Annotated in this window: 15 protein-coding genes; 5 read left to right on the top strand and 10 right to left on the bottom strand. The window is 68.8% G+C overall.

The annotated features are described in order from the left end of the window. Positions 1 to 31: 31 nt before the first annotated feature. From sufB to AC6CCG_RS06425, 8 genes are all read right to left on the bottom strand, one after another. Positions 32 to 1,483, bottom strand: coding sequence for a Fe-S cluster assembly protein SufB (gene sufB, locus AC6CCG_RS06460; RefSeq protein ID WP_496653649.1), 1,452 nt, complete (start codon positions 1,481 to 1,483; stop codon positions 32 to 34). Then, on the bottom strand, positions 1,480 to 2,157 hold the full coding sequence (locus AC6CCG_RS06455; RefSeq protein ID WP_496653648.1) for a helix-turn-helix transcriptional regulator: 678 nt from the start codon (positions 2,155 to 2,157) through the stop codon (positions 1,480 to 1,482). Before AC6CCG_RS06455 ends, sufB begins: the two co-directional genes overlap by 4 nt. A 47-nt stretch (positions 2,158 to 2,204) precedes the next feature. Further along, positions 2,205 to 3,203, bottom strand: coding sequence for a methyltransferase (locus AC6CCG_RS06450; RefSeq protein WP_496653647.1), 999 nt, complete (start codon positions 3,201 to 3,203; stop codon positions 2,205 to 2,207). Beyond that, positions 3,203 to 3,661, bottom strand: a complete 459-nt coding sequence (locus AC6CCG_RS06445) for a hypothetical protein (protein ID WP_496653646.1) — start codon at positions 3,659 to 3,661, stop codon at positions 3,203 to 3,205. Before AC6CCG_RS06445 ends, AC6CCG_RS06450 begins: the two co-directional genes overlap by 1 nt. A 17-nt stretch (positions 3,662 to 3,678) precedes the next feature. Beyond that, positions 3,679 to 4,065 carry a hypothetical protein gene (locus AC6CCG_RS06440; RefSeq protein ID WP_496653645.1) on the bottom strand — a complete coding sequence of 129 codons (387 nt, stop codon included), beginning with the start codon at positions 4,063 to 4,065 and terminating at the stop codon, positions 3,679 to 3,681. A gap of 50 nt (positions 4,066 to 4,115) precedes the next feature. Next, positions 4,116 to 5,402 carry a hypothetical protein gene (locus AC6CCG_RS06435; protein WP_496653644.1) on the bottom strand — a complete coding sequence of 429 codons (1,287 nt, stop codon included), beginning with the start codon at positions 5,400 to 5,402 and terminating at the stop codon, positions 4,116 to 4,118. 119 nt (positions 5,403 to 5,521) lie between these two features. Next, a complete protein-coding gene (locus AC6CCG_RS06430) occupies positions 5,522 to 8,386 on the bottom strand; it encodes an ATP-binding protein (protein WP_496653643.1) in 2,865 nt (954 codons plus the stop codon). A gap of 5 nt (positions 8,387 to 8,391) precedes the next feature. Beyond that, positions 8,392 to 9,459, bottom strand: coding sequence for an ATP-dependent DNA ligase (locus tag AC6CCG_RS06425; RefSeq protein ID WP_496653642.1), 1,068 nt, complete (start codon positions 9,457 to 9,459; stop codon positions 8,392 to 8,394). A 42-nt stretch (positions 9,460 to 9,501) separates the two neighbouring features. Here AC6CCG_RS06425 and AC6CCG_RS06420 point away from each other — a divergent pair, with 42 nt between their 5' ends. From AC6CCG_RS06420 to AC6CCG_RS06400, 5 genes are all read left to right on the top strand, one after another. Beyond that, complete coding sequence (locus AC6CCG_RS06420; RefSeq protein WP_496653641.1) at positions 9,502 to 10,218, top strand: ABC transporter ATP-binding protein; 717 nt, start codon at positions 9,502 to 9,504, stop codon at positions 10,216 to 10,218. Next, positions 10,215 to 10,976 (top strand): ABC transporter permease, encoded by a 762-nt coding sequence (locus AC6CCG_RS06415; RefSeq protein WP_496653640.1) that lies wholly within the window; start codon positions 10,215 to 10,217, stop codon positions 10,974 to 10,976. The genes AC6CCG_RS06420 and AC6CCG_RS06415 overlap by 4 nt, the downstream gene beginning before the upstream one ends. A gap of 75 nt (positions 10,977 to 11,051) precedes the next feature. After that, positions 11,052 to 12,107, top strand: coding sequence for a DUF4037 domain-containing protein (locus AC6CCG_RS06410; RefSeq protein ID WP_496653639.1), 1,056 nt, complete (start codon positions 11,052 to 11,054; stop codon positions 12,105 to 12,107). 66 nt (positions 12,108 to 12,173) lie between these two features. Further along, a complete protein-coding gene (locus tag AC6CCG_RS06405; RefSeq protein ID WP_496653638.1) occupies positions 12,174 to 12,767 on the top strand; it encodes a TetR/AcrR family transcriptional regulator in 594 nt (197 codons plus the stop codon). Continuing rightward, the gene (locus tag AC6CCG_RS06400) at positions 12,764 to 13,837 is read left to right on the top strand and encodes an AF_0692 family protein (RefSeq protein ID WP_496653637.1); all 1,074 of its coding nucleotides are present in this window, start codon (positions 12,764 to 12,766) and stop codon (positions 13,835 to 13,837) included. Before AC6CCG_RS06405 ends, AC6CCG_RS06400 begins: the two co-directional genes overlap by 4 nt. On the opposite strand, the gene AC6CCG_RS06395 is transcribed toward AC6CCG_RS06400, so the two are convergent. Together AC6CCG_RS06395 and AC6CCG_RS06390 are read right to left on the bottom strand one after the other, a co-directional pair. Continuing rightward, entirely contained in the window at positions 13,776 to 14,321 is a 546-nt protein-coding gene (locus AC6CCG_RS06395) for a hypothetical protein (protein ID WP_496653636.1), read from the bottom strand. The genes AC6CCG_RS06400 and AC6CCG_RS06395 overlap by 62 nt on opposite strands. A 152-nt stretch (positions 14,322 to 14,473) precedes the next feature. Continuing rightward, a complete protein-coding gene (locus AC6CCG_RS06390) occupies positions 14,474 to 15,115 on the bottom strand; it encodes a carboxylesterase family protein (protein WP_496653635.1) in 642 nt (213 codons plus the stop codon).

Genomic DNA, 15,115 nt, shown 5'->3' with positions numbered 1-15,115 from the left:
GTCCTGAGCCTGTCGAAGGAGCCGCTCGGCGTCAGCCGACCGCGCCTTCCATCTGCAGCTCGATCAGCCGGTTCAGCTCGAGGGCGTACTCCATCGGCAGTTCGCGGGCGATCGGCTCGACGAAGCCGCGGACGATCAGGGCCATCGCCTCGTCCTCCTCCAGCCCGCGCGACATCAGGTAGAAGAGTTGATCTTCGCTCACCTTGGACACGGTCGCCTCGTGGGCCATCGAGACGTCGTCCTCGCGGATGTCGTTGTAGGGGTACGTGTCGGAGCGGCTGATCTGATCGACGAGCAGCGCGTCGCACTTCACCACGGAGGCCGAGTGGTGCGCCCCGGCGTCCACCTGCACCAGACCGCGGTACGAGGCCCGGCCGCCGCCGCGGGCGACCGACTTCGAGATGATCGAGGACGAGGTGTGCGGCGCGCAGTGCACCATCTTGGAGCCGGCGTCCTGGTGCTGGCCCTCGCCGGCGAACGCGACCGACAGGGTCTCGCCGCGGGCGTGCTCGCCCATCAGGTAGACCGCCGGGTACTTCATGGTCACCTTGGAGCCGATGTTGCCGTCGACCCATTCCATCGTCGCGCCCTCCTCGCAGGTGGCGCGCTTGGTGACCAGGTTGTACACGTTGTTCGACCAGTTCTGGATCGTCGTGTAGCGGCACCGGGCGTTCTTCTTGACGACGATCTCCACCACCGCGGAGTGCAACGAGTCCGACGAGTAGATCGGCGCCGTGCAGCCCTCGACGTAGTGCACGTAGGCACCCTCGTCGACGATGATCAAGGTCCGCTCGAACTGGCCCATGTTCTCGGTGTTGATCCGGAAGTACGCCTGCAGCGGGATCTCCACGTGCACGCCCTTCGGCACGTAGATGAACGAGCCGCCGGACCAGACCGCCGTGTTCAGCGCGGCGAACTTGTTGTCGCCGACCGGGATCACGGTGCCGAAGTACTCCTGGAACAGCTCCGGGTACTCCTTCAGCGCGGTGTCGGTGTCGAGGAAGACCACGCCCTGCTTCTCGAGCTCCTCGTTGATCTTGTGATAGACCACCTCGGACTCGTACTGGGCGGCGACGCCGGCGACCAGGCGGGCCTTCTCCGCCTCCGGGATGCCGAGCTTGTCGTAGGTGTTCTTGATGTCCTCGGGCAGGTCCTCCCAGCTGGCGGCCTGCTTCTCCGTGGAGCGGACGAAGTACTTGATGTTCTCGAAGTCGATGCCGGACAGGTCGGCACCCCAGGTCGGCATCGGCTTGCGCCGGAACAGCTTGTGTCCCTTGAGCCGCAGGTCGAGCATCCAGTCCGGCTCGCTCTTCAGCCGGGAGATGTCGGCGACCACGTCATCGCTCAACCCGCGGCGCGCCGCGGCGCCCGCGGTGTCGGAGTCGGACCAGCCCCACTGGTATTTGCCCAGCGCCTCCAGGTGTTCCTCCTGGGTGTGACCGGTACCGACGGGACGGTTCGCGATGTCGGGGGTCTGCGTCATGAGTGAGACCTTTCGGTTGCGGTTTCGGTGGTGGCCTTCGGAATATGGGTGGTGCAGACGCCGTCGCCGTGGGCGATCGTCGCCAGCCGCTGGACGTGGACGCCGAGCAGCCGGGCGAACGCCTTGGTCTCGGCCTCGCAGAGTTCGGGGAACCGCTCGGCCACGTGCGCAACCGGGCAGTGGTGCTGGCACAGCTGCTCGCCGGCGCCGGCGGGACGGCTCGCCGCGACGTAGCCGTCGTCCGACAGCGCCGTGGCCAGCGCCTCGGCCGGCGTGACCTCCGGCCCGGACTGGGCCAGGATCCGCCCGTAGCGCTGCTCGGTCTCGGCGATCCGGGCGTCGGCGAACGCCGCCACGGCGTCCGGCCCGGCGTGCTCGCGCAGGTAGTCCAGCGCGGAGATCGCCAACTCGTCGTACGCCGCGTAGAACTCCTGCCGGCCGGCGTCGGTCAGCGCGAACACCTTGGCCGGGCGGCCCCGCCCGCGATGCCCGTACACGCGCTGTTCCCGGGCCTCGATCTGGCCCTGCTCGGTGAGCACGTCGAGATGGCGGCGAATGGCCGCCGCCGTAAGATCGAGGCGTTCGGCCAGTGCCGCCGCGGTCGACGGGCCGTACTCGAGGATCGAGGACGCGACCCGCTGCCTGGTCGAGGAATCAGCGTCCGCGTTTTTCACAACGCCAGTGTGCTCTTATTCTGCGTTTGGTTTCAAATAAGGCTTCACTAAGTGACGGAGGGCACGTTCTCAGGCCGTCGGTGCAGTTCGACCACGAGCCCGGCCGGCTGACGGTGCGCGGCGAGGACCGACAGCCCGGCGCCCGCCGCGAGTTCGGTGAACTCGGCCAGGTCCCGCACCCGGCCGCCGAGCAGGACCAACTCGACCTCGAGCCCGCTGGGCTGCTCGGCGTCGAGGGCCCCGCCGCGGACCAGCACCCGGCCGGTCGCACCGGCGGCCTCGGCGCAGCGGGTCAGGATGGCCACGGCCTCGGGGTCCGGGAAGTCGTTGATGATGCTGGACAGCAGATAGAGGTCGGCGCCCGCCGGCAGCGGGTCGAAGAAGCTCTGCGCCACGACCTCGGCCCGATCGGCCAGGCCCGCCTCGGCCAGCACCTGCTCGGCCCGCGCAGCCGTCGGCGGCAGCTCGACCAGCGTCCCGCGCAGCTCAGGCCGGGCCTTCAGGATCGCGGCCAGCTTGTAGCCCGCACCCCCGCCGACGTCGACGATCGTCGTCGCGCCGGCCCAGGCCTGCTCGGGCAGGATCCGCGGATCCGGATCGCCGTGCCCGGCCGGGCCCATCAGCGCGTCGAAGTCCGCGGACAGTTCCGGATGAGCGGCCAGATCCTCCCAGAACGGCCGGCCGAACCTCTCCTGATAGACCGGTCGGCCGAGCCGTACGGCCTCGAGCAGGGTCGTCCAGGAATGCGCGAACCGGCCACCGAGCCCGTCCAGCCCGTACCCGAGCCGAGCTCCCTCGCCCCGCAACTGCTGCCCCGCCTCGGTCAACGCGAACCGCCCGCGCTCCTCCTGCCGGAGCAACCCGCGGCCGGAGAGGTGGCCGAGGATCCTGCGCAGATAGTCGGCATCGCAGTCCGCCACATCGGCCAACTCCTCAGCCGATCGTGGTCCGTCGGCCAGCAGCTCGGGTAGGCCGAGCGTGATCACGACCCGGATCGCCCAGGGCGTGGCCAGGTCCGCCAGTTCCTCGAGGTTGGAATCGGACATCACTCACTCTCCGCTCCGGGGAACCAGTGAGGCACCCGCGCCGATGCGTCCTGGACCAGATCGAGAATCTCGGCGTCCCGGAGTTGTGCGTCCCGGACCATGGATTCGAGTAGCACCATCTCGGTGCGAAGTCTGGCCAGAGGGTCGCCCTCGATGGCATCGCCGTCGCCCAACGCGTTCAGAAACAGAACTTCGGCCAACTGCGGGTCCAGTTCTGCGTTCTCCTGGCTTCTCAGGCGAATATCCGCGACATAGCGAACGACTTGACCACGATCGTACGTCTGCCCGAAATGTCGCCCGGCAGCCAGGATAAAGGTTGCCGAGACGTGGGCCGCATATAGAACCCAAGCCTCTGTGGCACCGTCTCCAGTGAGTCTCCCATAGCCTTCAGCCGCGGCGGCGAAGTCACCAGACAGATGGGCACGAAGCGTGTCGACAGCACGCTGATCCGAATGCATCCGCGGCAGGCCTCCCGTCACTCACCATCAAGCCACGTCATCGCGAGCCCATGCGCCTCGAGGAGGAAGTTGTCCAGGTCAGAATTGGACATCTGAGCATCGTGAACCAATCCCGCAAGAAGCGGCCCGTAGTGAGCTGCCTGTACGTCGCCGTCGATGTCATCGATCTCCTCGTCACTCACCACCGCAAGCAGGAGACGCTCGGCAACCCGCGGATCAAGAGCAGCGGCGACTCGATCGGAGCGGAGCCGGATCCTGGTCACGAACTCGATCACCGCCGGCCTCGGATCGTCGAGCGAGAACCTTTTCTCGGCCGCCGTGAAGAAGGCTGCCGGAATCAAGGACGCCAACTCTCGCGATTGCACCTCGGAGAGGGACTCGGAAATGCTACCGAATTCATCCATGTCTCCGTGAAGATAGGCACGCAAAGCTGCGACGGAATTTCTCTCGTTACTCATTGATGATCTCTCTCGGTATGTTTCTTCCAAACACGCGCCAGCCATTCAGCCGTGAGTGCAACAGCAAACACTACTCCCGACACCATTCCGCCAACATCCGGCACACCGTGCGGCGACTGGTGGATATGGGGACCATCGTTGACTCTCGTCTCAGAACGACCTGACGGCGGCGGAGGATTCAGAATGTCCCTCGTGACATTGACTCCGTCCTTGGTTTCCTTCAATATCGAGTCCAGGTTGTTGTTGACCGCACGCCTGAATTTGTCGGCGGGCCGCTTCTTGTCATCATCCTCCGGAAGTTGGTCCGGTGGCTTCTGAACCTCGATCGTGATGACCATGTCCTGCGGATCAGTGTCGCGAGCTTTCGGGCTCAAATCCCTCTCAGACGGCTTGGAGTCAGCCCCGGTGGCGAACTGATCGATCCTGGACTCCGCCTTCCGTCCGGCCTCGGCGGGCCCACTTCCCTTGCCCGACTGTTCGGATCGTGATCGATTGGCATCGGCAGCTCGCGATCCGCCCTCCTTCGCGCCGGGATCATGCACCGTGCGACCCGCCTCCGGCGGTCCTTGCTCAGAAGGCACGTCCTGGGGCCCCATGGTCCGGGACTGCGGGTCGGGACCTCGGTTGCCCTCGGCCGATAGGTCCCGTTGCCGAGCGTCATCCGTCCGATGATCTGACCGGCGATCTTGATCCACGGGTGTGGCGTCGGCGTCCTTCGCGTCGTGTGCCAGCCGCGACTCGCGGCCACCGCCCGGACTCTCGCCCGCGGCGATCCCAGCACGGTCATGATCATCACCATCGTTCGCAGTCTCGCCGGTTGTTGCCGCGTGATCCTGCGATCCGTCACCCCGCTCCGCTTCGTCCTCGCAGTTCACCGCTTCAGAGTCCGGTTGTGTGTCGCCCCGGTCGGCCCAGCCGCGGGCGCTTCGGCCGCTCAGGTCGGGATCGCGTGCTTCCTGCGGACGGCTGTCAGCCCGGGGCTCCTCAACCGCCGGATCGCCGGCGCCGTCATCCGCCTGGCGGGCTCGCTCCGCGCTCCGGATGTCGGTACGACGCACGCCCTCACCACTGCCGTCCGCATTCGTGGTGCGGTTCCGGCTCTCCAATGCGGCCAGGAGCTCCGCATCCTCATCCTCTCGCAGGCTCTCCGTCGCGCGTTCCGGATGGTTCGTCGCCGCGCGATTGAAGGACGCCCCGGACTGGTCGGCCGCCTGATTCCGTGTGTCGGCGGCGGGCGACTCACTCGGCATCTCCTGTTCCTTCGCCGGCCTGTCGAAAGCCACCGTCACCACCTCCTCGTTCGACTGCCTCAACCCTGTCACGCGAACCGTCCCCGGCGCGACCATCGCCCTCGCTTCGATTCGAGTCGGCCGGACCGGATCAGCCGGAGTCCGTCACGAAATCAGCCGGCCCCGATCGTCGCGAAATGTGCGAGCGGCCAGCGACAGGCGACAAACGATGTGAGCATCGAGCCAAGGCGTTCGTCCCACTCGGGATGGTCCGGCGCAATGCCGACCGCCGCGACGAGCCCCGGCCCGAACGGATCTCCGAAAGCGATGAGCCGCATCGACTCGTGGTCCTTCTGAGCCGAATCAACCCATGCCGACACCGTCCGGAGTTGCTCCCGGACGGATTGGCCCGGGATCGGCCGGCTGGTCTCGTGTTCCCACGCCGCACTCTCAGGGTGACGCCCGGCATCGGGAAGATCACGGTGCGCGCGTGTCAGGCGATCCTGGATCACCGACCAGCGGTACGGCGTCGCCAGCCACTCGGGCTCGCTCCCGATGTGATGTCCGCCGGTGGCGATCATGGCCCGCAGCGTCGAGGCGACATGATCCGCTAACCCGGTGGGACTGATCCGATCCGAGATCACCGTCGAGCGCGAGGCGACGGCGTCGTCCACCGCGTGAGAGATCGCACACTCACGCGTCCGGGCAGCAATTCGCCGAATCGTCTGGAGCAACGGGTCATCCGGCACCGGAACAGTCCGGCCGATCAGGTGCGCCACGACCGCCAGTTCCGACCACAGCACGAGATGCGGTTCGTTTCGCAGGGCACGCCCCGCCATGATCATCTGGCGTGTCGTGCAGGGTTCGGCGTGGCAGTAGCGGCTACAGGTTGCGGTCCGTGACTTCACCAGTTGCGAGCCCGGGCCGGATGCAACTGACGAGTCCTCCAGGACCGTTCCGTCCGGCATCGCGGCCAGGACCGGGTAGTCCATGCCGTCGGTGAAGACCGCGGCCTGCCCGGGTGGCAGCGTCACGAGGTAGTCGGACTGCGCCTCGGTCAGGTTCATGGTGGCACCGACGGCGTCGCGGTCGTCCTGAGCCGGAAGTCGGTGGACGATCTTGACGGCGGTGTTCTTGATCACGTCCGGCAGGAGCTTGGACGGGATCTGCTCGGCGATGATCAAGCCCTCGCCGTACGCGCGGATCTCGGCCAGCAGCCCGGCAAACATCTCGACCGCGTGGGCGGCGGGACCCTCGGTCGCGTTGCGGAGCAGGCGGTGCGCCTCCTCGAACACCGTCAGGTGGCGCAGACCGGTCGACGGTCCGTTGTTGTGCTTCTGCTCAAGACGGAGGTGTTCGACCAGCCTGATCAGGACCGTGCCCATCAGGAAGGCCTTGTCCCGGTCGTCACCGACGTCTTCGATCTCGAACACGACGTTGGACCGCAGCACCGCATCGAGATCGAGCGGATGGCCGCCCTCCAGGAACCGACCGGTCGTGCCGAGCCGCAGGCTGGAGAGGCGGACCGCGATGAAGCCGCGCACGTTGTCGGTGATCTCCTGGCTGTAGCCGATGTCGTCGACGACATCGGCGGCGGTCCGCTGGAGATCACCGAGGGTCGGGTACCGGGGCACGATTCCAGGCCTGGCCGGTTCGCCGAGCGCGAGGTCCCAGCCGAGCTTCTGGTAGCTCTGCGTCAGCGCCGAACTGAGGACCTGCGGGAACGGCTCGTCCGCTTCGAACGCAGCCAGGAACAAGGCCCGTACAAGATCAAGATGGGTCTGCAGAGGGAAGCGATTCCCCGCCTTGTCGACGGCGGGTTCCAAGGGGTTCAGCCCGGCCGGCGGCTGATCTGGAGCTCCGGGCCGGATCGCGATCACCTGCTGTCCCGCTGCCTTCAGCCGCGACGCCATCAGGCGATACTCCGCCTTGGCGGGTTCGATCACCAGCCACGGAATTCCCTGCTCCGTCGCGGTCGCCAACAACCCACGCACGGTCTGCGACTTGCCGGCACCCGTGGCGCCGCAGACGAAGGTGTGCCGGTTCAAGCTCGGCAACGGCAGTGTCAGGTCCTCGGCGGCCCGCCGCTGGCGGTCGAGAACCGTACCCAGGCGGACGCCCGGCTGCCGACTCGAGTCGGCCTCGGGCTCGGTGGTGACGTCGAACTCCGGCGCCAGGCGGAAGCGAACGCCGGGAATCTCGACCGCGGGAGGCACCGCAAGGGCAGCGAGAAGTCGGGAGCTGACGTACTCGGACCGGACGGTTGAGTCGTCCAGGGCGGAGTCAAGTCGAGCAGCGCCGCGGGCAGGAACGAGGGTGTAGGGCAGGTCGTCGACGCCGACCGACGCAGCGAGGACCGCTGCGATCCGCCGAGCTGCTGCAGCCGATCCTCCTCCGGCCAGATAGCGCACTCGCCATAAGCCGCCGGTCTCGCCCAAGCTCAGCTCGCGGTGACGCCGGCGCAATCGCTCCGCTGCCAGTGTGTGCTCCGGCGATGCACCGGACCGCGCGGCCGCTCGCCGTAGCTCATGGCTGACCTCGGCAACGGCTTCCTCCAACTGATCACCGACGACCGGTTCGGCCATCACCAGCCAACTGAACGGCTCGTGCCAGACCTGCAACAGGCAGTCCTCGAGCGATGGTGGCCGGTGGTCGAGCTGAGGCGGGCGGCCGGGAGGATCAGCAACCGGATCGGCAGCGATCCCGATCGGAGCCCAGTACGGCACCTCTCGCAACGTCCCGGCCAAGACGCCCGGCGCTGTCGTCCGACCGCGGCCGCCGGTCGGAAGGCTGACCATAGCCTCGCCGGACTCCGCGAGGGGCGACACCAGGGCCGGACCGGCGACATGCACCTCAACCGGACCTGCCGCATCGGGACGATGCCAGCACACGGCCAACGGGCCCGGACCCGCGTGGTAGGCCGAGTTGATCGCGGCCAGTCGGCGCTCCAGGTCCCGCGGCGCCTCGCCCTGCCGCGAAGGTCGCGGTACTTCCGTCAGTCGACAGGACGCCAACGCGGTCAGGCTGGCGAAGCCCATCACCCTCAGCCGGCCAGGATGTCGCCGAGGTCGAACTTCACGGGCTCCTCCAGCTGCTCGTACGTGCACGAGCGCGGTTCGCGGTCCGGGCGCCAGCGGTTGAACTGGGCGGTGTGGCGGAACCGGACGCCCTCCATGTGTTCGTACCGGACCTCGACGACGCGCTCCGGCCGAAGCGGCGTGAAGGAGAGGTCCTTGCCGTTGCTCCACCGGCTGCCCTCGGCGTTGCGCGGGGTACGGGTGCCTTCCTCCTGCTTGGCCCAGGCCCACGGATGATCATCGAAGGTGGTCACCAGCGGCTGCAGCTCGGTGAACAGTTCCTTCCGCCGGGCCGCGGGGAAGGCGCCGATCACTCCGACCGAGGCAAGATCACCGTCGTCGTTGTAGAGGCCGAGCAGCAGCGAGCCGATCGCGTCCGGGCCGCTCTTGTGGGTCCGGTAGCCGGCCACCACACAGTCCGCGGTCCGTTCGTGTTTGATCTTGAACATGACCCGCTTGTCCGGCTGGTACGTGACCGCGAGCCCCTTGGCCACAACGCCGTCCAGGCCGGCGCCCTCGAACTGGGTGAACCAGTCCTCGGCCAGCCCGGCGTCGCGCGTGACCGGGGTGAGGTGGACGGGCGCGTCGGCCTCGGCCAGCGCCTGCTCGAGAGCGGCGCGGCGTTCGGTGAACGGCCGGTCGGTGTAGTCCTCGTCACCGAGCGCCAGCAGGTCGAAGGCGATGAACCGGGCCGGCGTCTGCTCCGACAGCAGCTTGACCCGGCTCGCGGCCGGGTGGATCCGCTGCTGCAGCAGGTCGAAGTTGAGCCGGTCGCCGGACTCGCCGATCACGATCAGCTCGCCGTCGATCACCGCGCGCTCGGGGAAGTTGGCCTTGACCGCCTCCACCATCTCCGGGAAGTAGCGGGTCATCGGGCGTTCGTTGCGGCTGCCGATCTCCACCTCGTCACCGTCGCGGAAGATGATCGAACGGAAGCCGTCCCATTTCGGCTCGTAACTGAAGTCGCCGGCCGGGATCTGCTTGACCGACTTGGCCAGCATCGGCTTCACCGGCGGTTGCACGGGGAGGTCCATGTCGACACGCTAACCGAATCCGGGCGCCGTAGGATCGCTTCCGTGCCCGAGCCGGATCCCGCCCTGTCGATCGACGGGCTGTCGGTACGGCTGGGCGGCCGCAGCATCCTGGCCGACGTGAACCTGCGGGTCGAGCACGGCCGGCTGACCGCCCTGCTCGGACCGAACGGGGCCGGCAAGACCACCCTGATCCGCTGTTGCTCGGGTCTGATCACGCCCGACGGCGGGCGGATCTCGGTGCTCGGTGCGACGCCGGGCTCGCCGACCGCCCTGGCCGGCGTCGGCATGATGCCGCAGAGCACCGGTGCCTGGTCCGGGGTGCGGCCCGGGGAACTGCTGCGCTATCTGAGTTCCCTGTACGGCGAGCCGCTCGATCCGGCAGCGCTGCAGGAGCGGCTCGGCATCGACGCGTACGCGCGGATCCCGTACCGCCGGCTGTCCGGCGGTCAGCAGCAGGCGGTCAACCTGGCCGGGGCGCTGATCGGCCGGCCGAAGTTGATCTTCCTCGACGAACCGACCGCCGGGATGGACCCGCACGCCCGCCGGGCGACCTGGGACCTGCTTCGCGAGCTCCGTACCGCCGGTGTGGCGATCCTGCTCACCACGCATGCGATGGAGGAGGCCGAGGCCTTGGCCGACCAGGTGTCGATCCTGGACGGCGGCGTGATCAAGATCGCCGGTACGGTGGCCGAGCTGACCGCCGACGGTGCCAGCCTGGAGGAGATCTTCCTGTCCTCGACCCACCCGGGAACGCCATGACCGCCCTGGACTTCACGCCGGCCCCGGCGGCCGCCCCGGCCTCCCGCCGGATCCTGCAGCACGCCGTGATCGAGGCGACGCTGCTGGTCCGCAACGGCGAGCAGTTGCTGCTGGCCCTGGTGATCCCGGTCGGCATCATGATCATCGGCCGGATCGTCGGCGGCCCGTTCGGCGACCTCGGCAGCCTGGTCCCGTCGGTGCTCGGGCTCGCCGTCTGGTCCAGCGCCTTCACCTCGGTCGCGATCGCGACCGGCTTCGAGCGGAGGTACGGCGTGCTGGAACGGCTGGCCGCCACTCCCCTCGGCCGGTCCGGGCTGCTGGCCGGCAAGACCCTGGCCGTGATCATGATCGTGGCCGGCCAGCTGGTCGTGATCTCGGCGGTCGGCCTGCTGCTCGGCTGGCGCCCGCGGTTCGGGTCGGTGCCGGCACTGGCCGCACTGTTGATCATGGTGCTGGCGATCGCGACGTTCAGTTGCCTGGCCCTGTTGCTGGCCGGCCGGCTCCGCGCCGAGGCGACCCTCGGGCTGGCGAACCTCGTCTATCTGATCTTCGCCGCAGCAGGCGGCCTGGTCGTCCCGATCGACAGCTATCCGGAAGTCCTGCGCCCCGTCCTGCCGTTCCTACCCACCGCCGCGCTGGGTGAAGGACTGCGCGCCGCGGCAGCCGGTACTCCGCTGTGGTGGCCGGTGCTGGTGCTGGTGGGCTGGCTGGTGATCAGCGGCGTCGCCGCCCGCGCCACCTTCCGCTGGACCTCCTGAGCCACTGGCTGCGCGGCCGTCGGCCGACGAGGAATTCACTCGCGCGTCGACGAGGGCGGCACTAGCGTCGGCCGGATGGCGGAGTTCGTGAAGGGGCTGGACCTGGCGCACGGCTTCTACCGGGAGGTCGTGGCACCGCTGATCGAGCGGCCGCACACGGCCTGCCTGATCGGCGAGGGGTCCGAGGTGCTCGGGTACGACACCGCGCGGTCCACGGACCATGAGTGGGGACCGCGGCTCCAGGTGTTTCTCGCCGCGGCGGACGTGGCGCCCGTCCGGGAACGGATCGAGCGAGGACTTCCGGCGCACTACCTCGATCGGCCCACGAGCTGGTTCTCCCTGGACGCCGGCCGGGACGCACACCATCTCGAGATCGCTACGCTGACCGACTGGCTCGCCCGTCGGCTTCCGACGATCAGCACGGACCGCCCTGACATCGCGACCTGGTTGAGCGTGCCGCAGCAGCACCTGCTGCAGCTCACCGCCGGCCGGGTGTTCCGCGACGATCTCGGCGAGCTGACCCGGCTGCGCGAGACGTACCGTTGGTATCCGGACGACGTCTGGCGCTGGATCCTGGCGGCACAGTGGTACCTGATCGGCAACCAGGCGCCCTTCCTGGGCCGCTCCGTCGAGCTCGGTGATCTTCGCGGCGCGCGGCTGATCATCGCCCGGCTGTGCCGGTTGATCATGGAGTTGGCGTTGCTGCAGGAACGTCGCTACCGGCCGTACGACAAGTGGTTCAGCCGCGCCTTCGACGATCTCGCGGCCGCGGACGACCTCGGCGACCTGGTCGATCGCGCCCTGACCGAGGCGCCGACCGGGCGGGACGACGCGCCGCTGCTGCAGGCCCTGATCCTGGCCGGGCACCGGCACAACGCGCTCGCGCTGACCGAGCCGGTGCCGCCGGCGATCGGGCCGTTCGAGGTCGGCGTCAACGGGGCCGTCCGGCCCTACCCGGTGCTGAACTCGGGCGCCTACATCGACGCCCTCGTCGCGTCGATCACCGATCCGAAGCTGCGCGACCTGCCCCGGGTCGGAGCCATCGATCAGCTCACTCACGCCGAAGACCTGGTGATCAACTTCACCGGTTGGCCCGAGACACTCGCCGAGGACTTCCGCGCGCAGCTGTGAGACCCGCTCGACTCCACTTCCTGACACCCCTGTCAGGATTCTGTCATCACTGTTAACCTCGGTTCGGTGACCTTCATCGAGGACGCTCGCCGCGCGCAGATCCTGGACGCGGCCATCCGCGTGATCGCCGAACAGGGCTATGCGGCTGCCTCGATGGGCCGGATCGCGGAGCGGATCGACGTCAGCCGGGCGCTGATCAACTACCACTTCCGGACCCGGACCGCGCTGATCGACGCCGTCGTCGAGGACTGCTACGCGGCCGGGCACCGAGCCATCCGGCCCGCCATGGACGCGTCCGGCTCCGCCGCCGGGATGCTGGACGCCTTCATCGCCGGCAGCGTCGCGTTCTACCGGGCCGAGCCACACCGGATCGGGGCGCTGGGCGAGATCATCGCCGGCACGCTCAAGTCGGACTACCGGCCGGTCGCCGCCCGGCTCCAGGGCGAGCTCGACGCGCTGGCGCTGCTGTTCCAGGAAGGTCAGCGAGCCGGCGAGTTCCGAACCTTCGACCCGGCGATCATGGCCGGCGTCGTTCGCGGTGCGCTCGACGGTCTGCTCCGCGACTGGGCCCGCGACCCCGGCCTCGACCTCGACCACTACCGGGACGAGTTGATCACCACCCTGCGGCAGGCAACCCATCGACGGAGGCCACGAACATGAACACCCACACCCATCCGAAGCCGGCTCGCCCCGGCCACCGCGGCGCGGCCTGGGCGCTGATCGTCCTGACCCCGCTGATCGCCGAGCTCGCGCTCGGTTCGACACCGATCACGCTGGCCTGGCTGGTGATCATCTGGATGCCGGTGTACGGCGCCGGAGTGCTGCTGATCCGCGAGCTCGTGGTCCGTACCGGTCGCGGCTGGCCCAGCCTGGTCCTGCTCGCGATCGCGTACGAACTCCTGGAGGACGGGTTCGGGCTGCAGGCGCTGACCAGCCCGAACCTTTACCACGCGGCGGACTGGGGCGCCCGGATCCTCGGGTTCAACGTGCCCTACTGGGTCGCCCAGATGATCTATCACGGCATCTTCACCGTGATCATCCCGATCGCCGTGGTCAATCTGCTGTTCCCGAGCCACCGCGGTCGCCCGTACCTGAAGCGGGGCGGCATGATCATCGCCGCGATCGTGACCCTGATCGGGGTGATCCTGCTCCGGGTCAGTGTGCCGCCGTCACAGGATCCCGGCTATCAGGCCCCGGTGCCGTTCCTGATCGGCTGCGGCGCCGTGATCATCGTCCTCGGCTTCCTGGCCCTGCGCGTCGTGCCGCCGGCCTCGCCGCGGCCGCACGACGGTCAGGTGCCAGGGCTGCCGGCCCTCTATCTGGGCTCGGCCATGGCGATCATGATCGTGCTCTTTCTCACCTTCCCGATCTTCGGCGCCCGGCAGCCGGCCTTCACCGTCGGGATGACCGTCCTGATCCCCGTCGCCGCGGCGATCGCCGGTGTCGCGATCGCCTACCGGCTGCTGACCCGGATGATCAACTCGACCCGCTGGACCGATCGGCACAGCCTGGCCGTGATCGGCGGCGCCCTGGTCGCCCACACGATCGCGGGACTGATCATCATGGCCCGCACCGTCGTCGATCAGGTCGGCCTCGCCGTGATCGCCGCGCTGACGGTCGCCGGACTGGTCTGGCTCGACCGCCGGCTGCGGCGGCGAGCCGAGTCGCCTACGACAGCAGCGGAATTCGAGTCGCGTCCGGGCCGAGCAGGTCCCGCTCCGCGTCCGTGAGCCCGGCCCGCCCGGTCGCGACGGCCAACTCGCGGGCCTCGGTCCAGCCCAGACCGGCCGGCCAGTCGCGGCCCAGCAGCGAGAGGAACACGGGCGCCATCACCGCGTGCGCCTCCCTCGTCGTCCACGGCGGCCGGTCGAGGGAGAGCGCGACGTCCAGGCCGTGCGCCGCCAGTGAGATCACCCGGGTCGACAGCCAGTCGGAGAGCCGCAGCGGTCCGACCCGGGCCACCTCGACGACGCGATCAAGATCATCGTCGGCCAGCGCCGCGCTCGCGTCGCCCAGGGAATCCGCCAGCAGGTCGGCAACGCTGCCGGTCAGCTGAGCGGCGGCCATCTGGGTCTCGCGGACGTTGGCGTCCCGGTATTCGGCGGTGTCCCGCTCCGGCCGACGGTAGTCGTCGGCGGCCTCGCGCGGCCGGTCGCCGGCCGGCGCGGTCCGGAACTCGCCGACCCGGACGCTGCCGGCGACGTGGACGATCAACTCCGGCCCCCTGCACCACGCCACCCGGCCCGGAGGCGCTGGAGGGTGTCGCGAGAACTCCACAGCTCGAACGCTGGAAGCCGCTGAAGCGCTTCATCAGGTGAGCTGAGGAGAAATGACGACAGCAGCCAGGTGCCCGCCGCCTCTGCCGGTCAGGCGCCGCGGCGCTGTGCCAGCAACCAGCGCGTGAGTTCGGGATCCTGATAGGCGTTCGTCCAGGCGTCGTGTCCTTGCGCGTCGTAGATCGTGGCCTCGGCCCGCCCGCCGGCACGTTCGACAGCGGCGACCATGTCGCTGGTGCCTCGGGCCGGGACCGACTCGTCGTGGGCGTTGTGGAACGCCCGAACCGGGACGTCGCGCAACCGTCCCGCCAGCCACGGCTGGCCGGCGCCACAGATCGGCACCAGGGCGGCGAACCGATCGGGATGGCGGATCGCCAACTCCCAACTGCCGATGCCGCCCATGCTCAGGCCGGTCAGGTAGACCCTGGACGGGTCGACCGGGAATCCGGCTTCGATCTCGTCGAGCAGGGCGATCAACGCGTCCTGATGCCAGGTCCACCAACTGTCGGCCGGGCATTGCGGGGCGACCAGGAGGTACGGAAGCTCGTCCCCTTCGGCCGCCAGCTTCGGCGGACCGTGGACCGTGACCAGCTCAAGGTCGTCGCCCCGTTCCCCCGAGCCGTGCAGGAAGAGCAGCACCGGCCACGGCTCTGGGATCCGCGACGGCGTGAAGATCAGAGAATCGAGACCGTCGGTCCGTGAGATCTCGGCGCGGAGGTGTCGTCGGTCCAT

It is taken from the genome of Microlunatus sp. YIM B11417 (assembly GCF_059617205.1).
This window is presented reverse-complemented; position numbering and strand designations above follow the sequence as displayed.

Excerpts from the sequence above, each read along its gene's own strand:
- sufB (WP_496653649.1), bottom strand. The coding sequence starts at position 1,483 with ATGACGCAGACCCCCGACATCGCGAACCGTCCCGTCGGTACCGGTCAC.
- AC6CCG_RS06450 (WP_496653647.1), bottom strand. The coding sequence starts at position 3,203 with ATGTCCGATTCCAACCTCGAGGAACTGGCGGACCTGGCCACGCCCTGG.
- AC6CCG_RS06445 (WP_496653646.1), bottom strand. The coding sequence starts at position 3,661 with ATGCATTCGGATCAGCGTGCTGTCGACACGCTTCGTGCCCATCTGTCT.
- AC6CCG_RS06440 (WP_496653645.1), bottom strand. The coding sequence starts at position 4,065 with ATGGATGAATTCGGTAGCATTTCCGAGTCCCTCTCCGAGGTGCAATCG.
- AC6CCG_RS06430 (WP_496653643.1), bottom strand. The coding sequence starts at position 8,386 with ATGGGCTTCGCCAGCCTGACCGCGTTGGCGTCCTGTCGACTGACGGAA.
- AC6CCG_RS06425 (WP_496653642.1), bottom strand. The coding sequence starts at position 9,459 with ATGGACCTCCCCGTGCAACCGCCGGTGAAGCCGATGCTGGCCAAGTCG.
- AC6CCG_RS06415 (WP_496653640.1), top strand. The coding sequence starts at position 10,215 with ATGACCGCCCTGGACTTCACGCCGGCCCCGGCGGCCGCCCCGGCCTCC.
- AC6CCG_RS06410 (WP_496653639.1), top strand. The coding sequence starts at position 11,052 with ATGGCGGAGTTCGTGAAGGGGCTGGACCTGGCGCACGGCTTCTACCGG.
- AC6CCG_RS06400 (WP_496653637.1), top strand. The coding sequence starts at position 12,764 with ATGAACACCCACACCCATCCGAAGCCGGCTCGCCCCGGCCACCGCGGC.
- AC6CCG_RS06390 (WP_496653635.1), bottom strand. The coding sequence starts at position 15,115 with ATGGACCGACGACACCTCCGCGCCGAGATCTCACGGACCGACGGTCTC.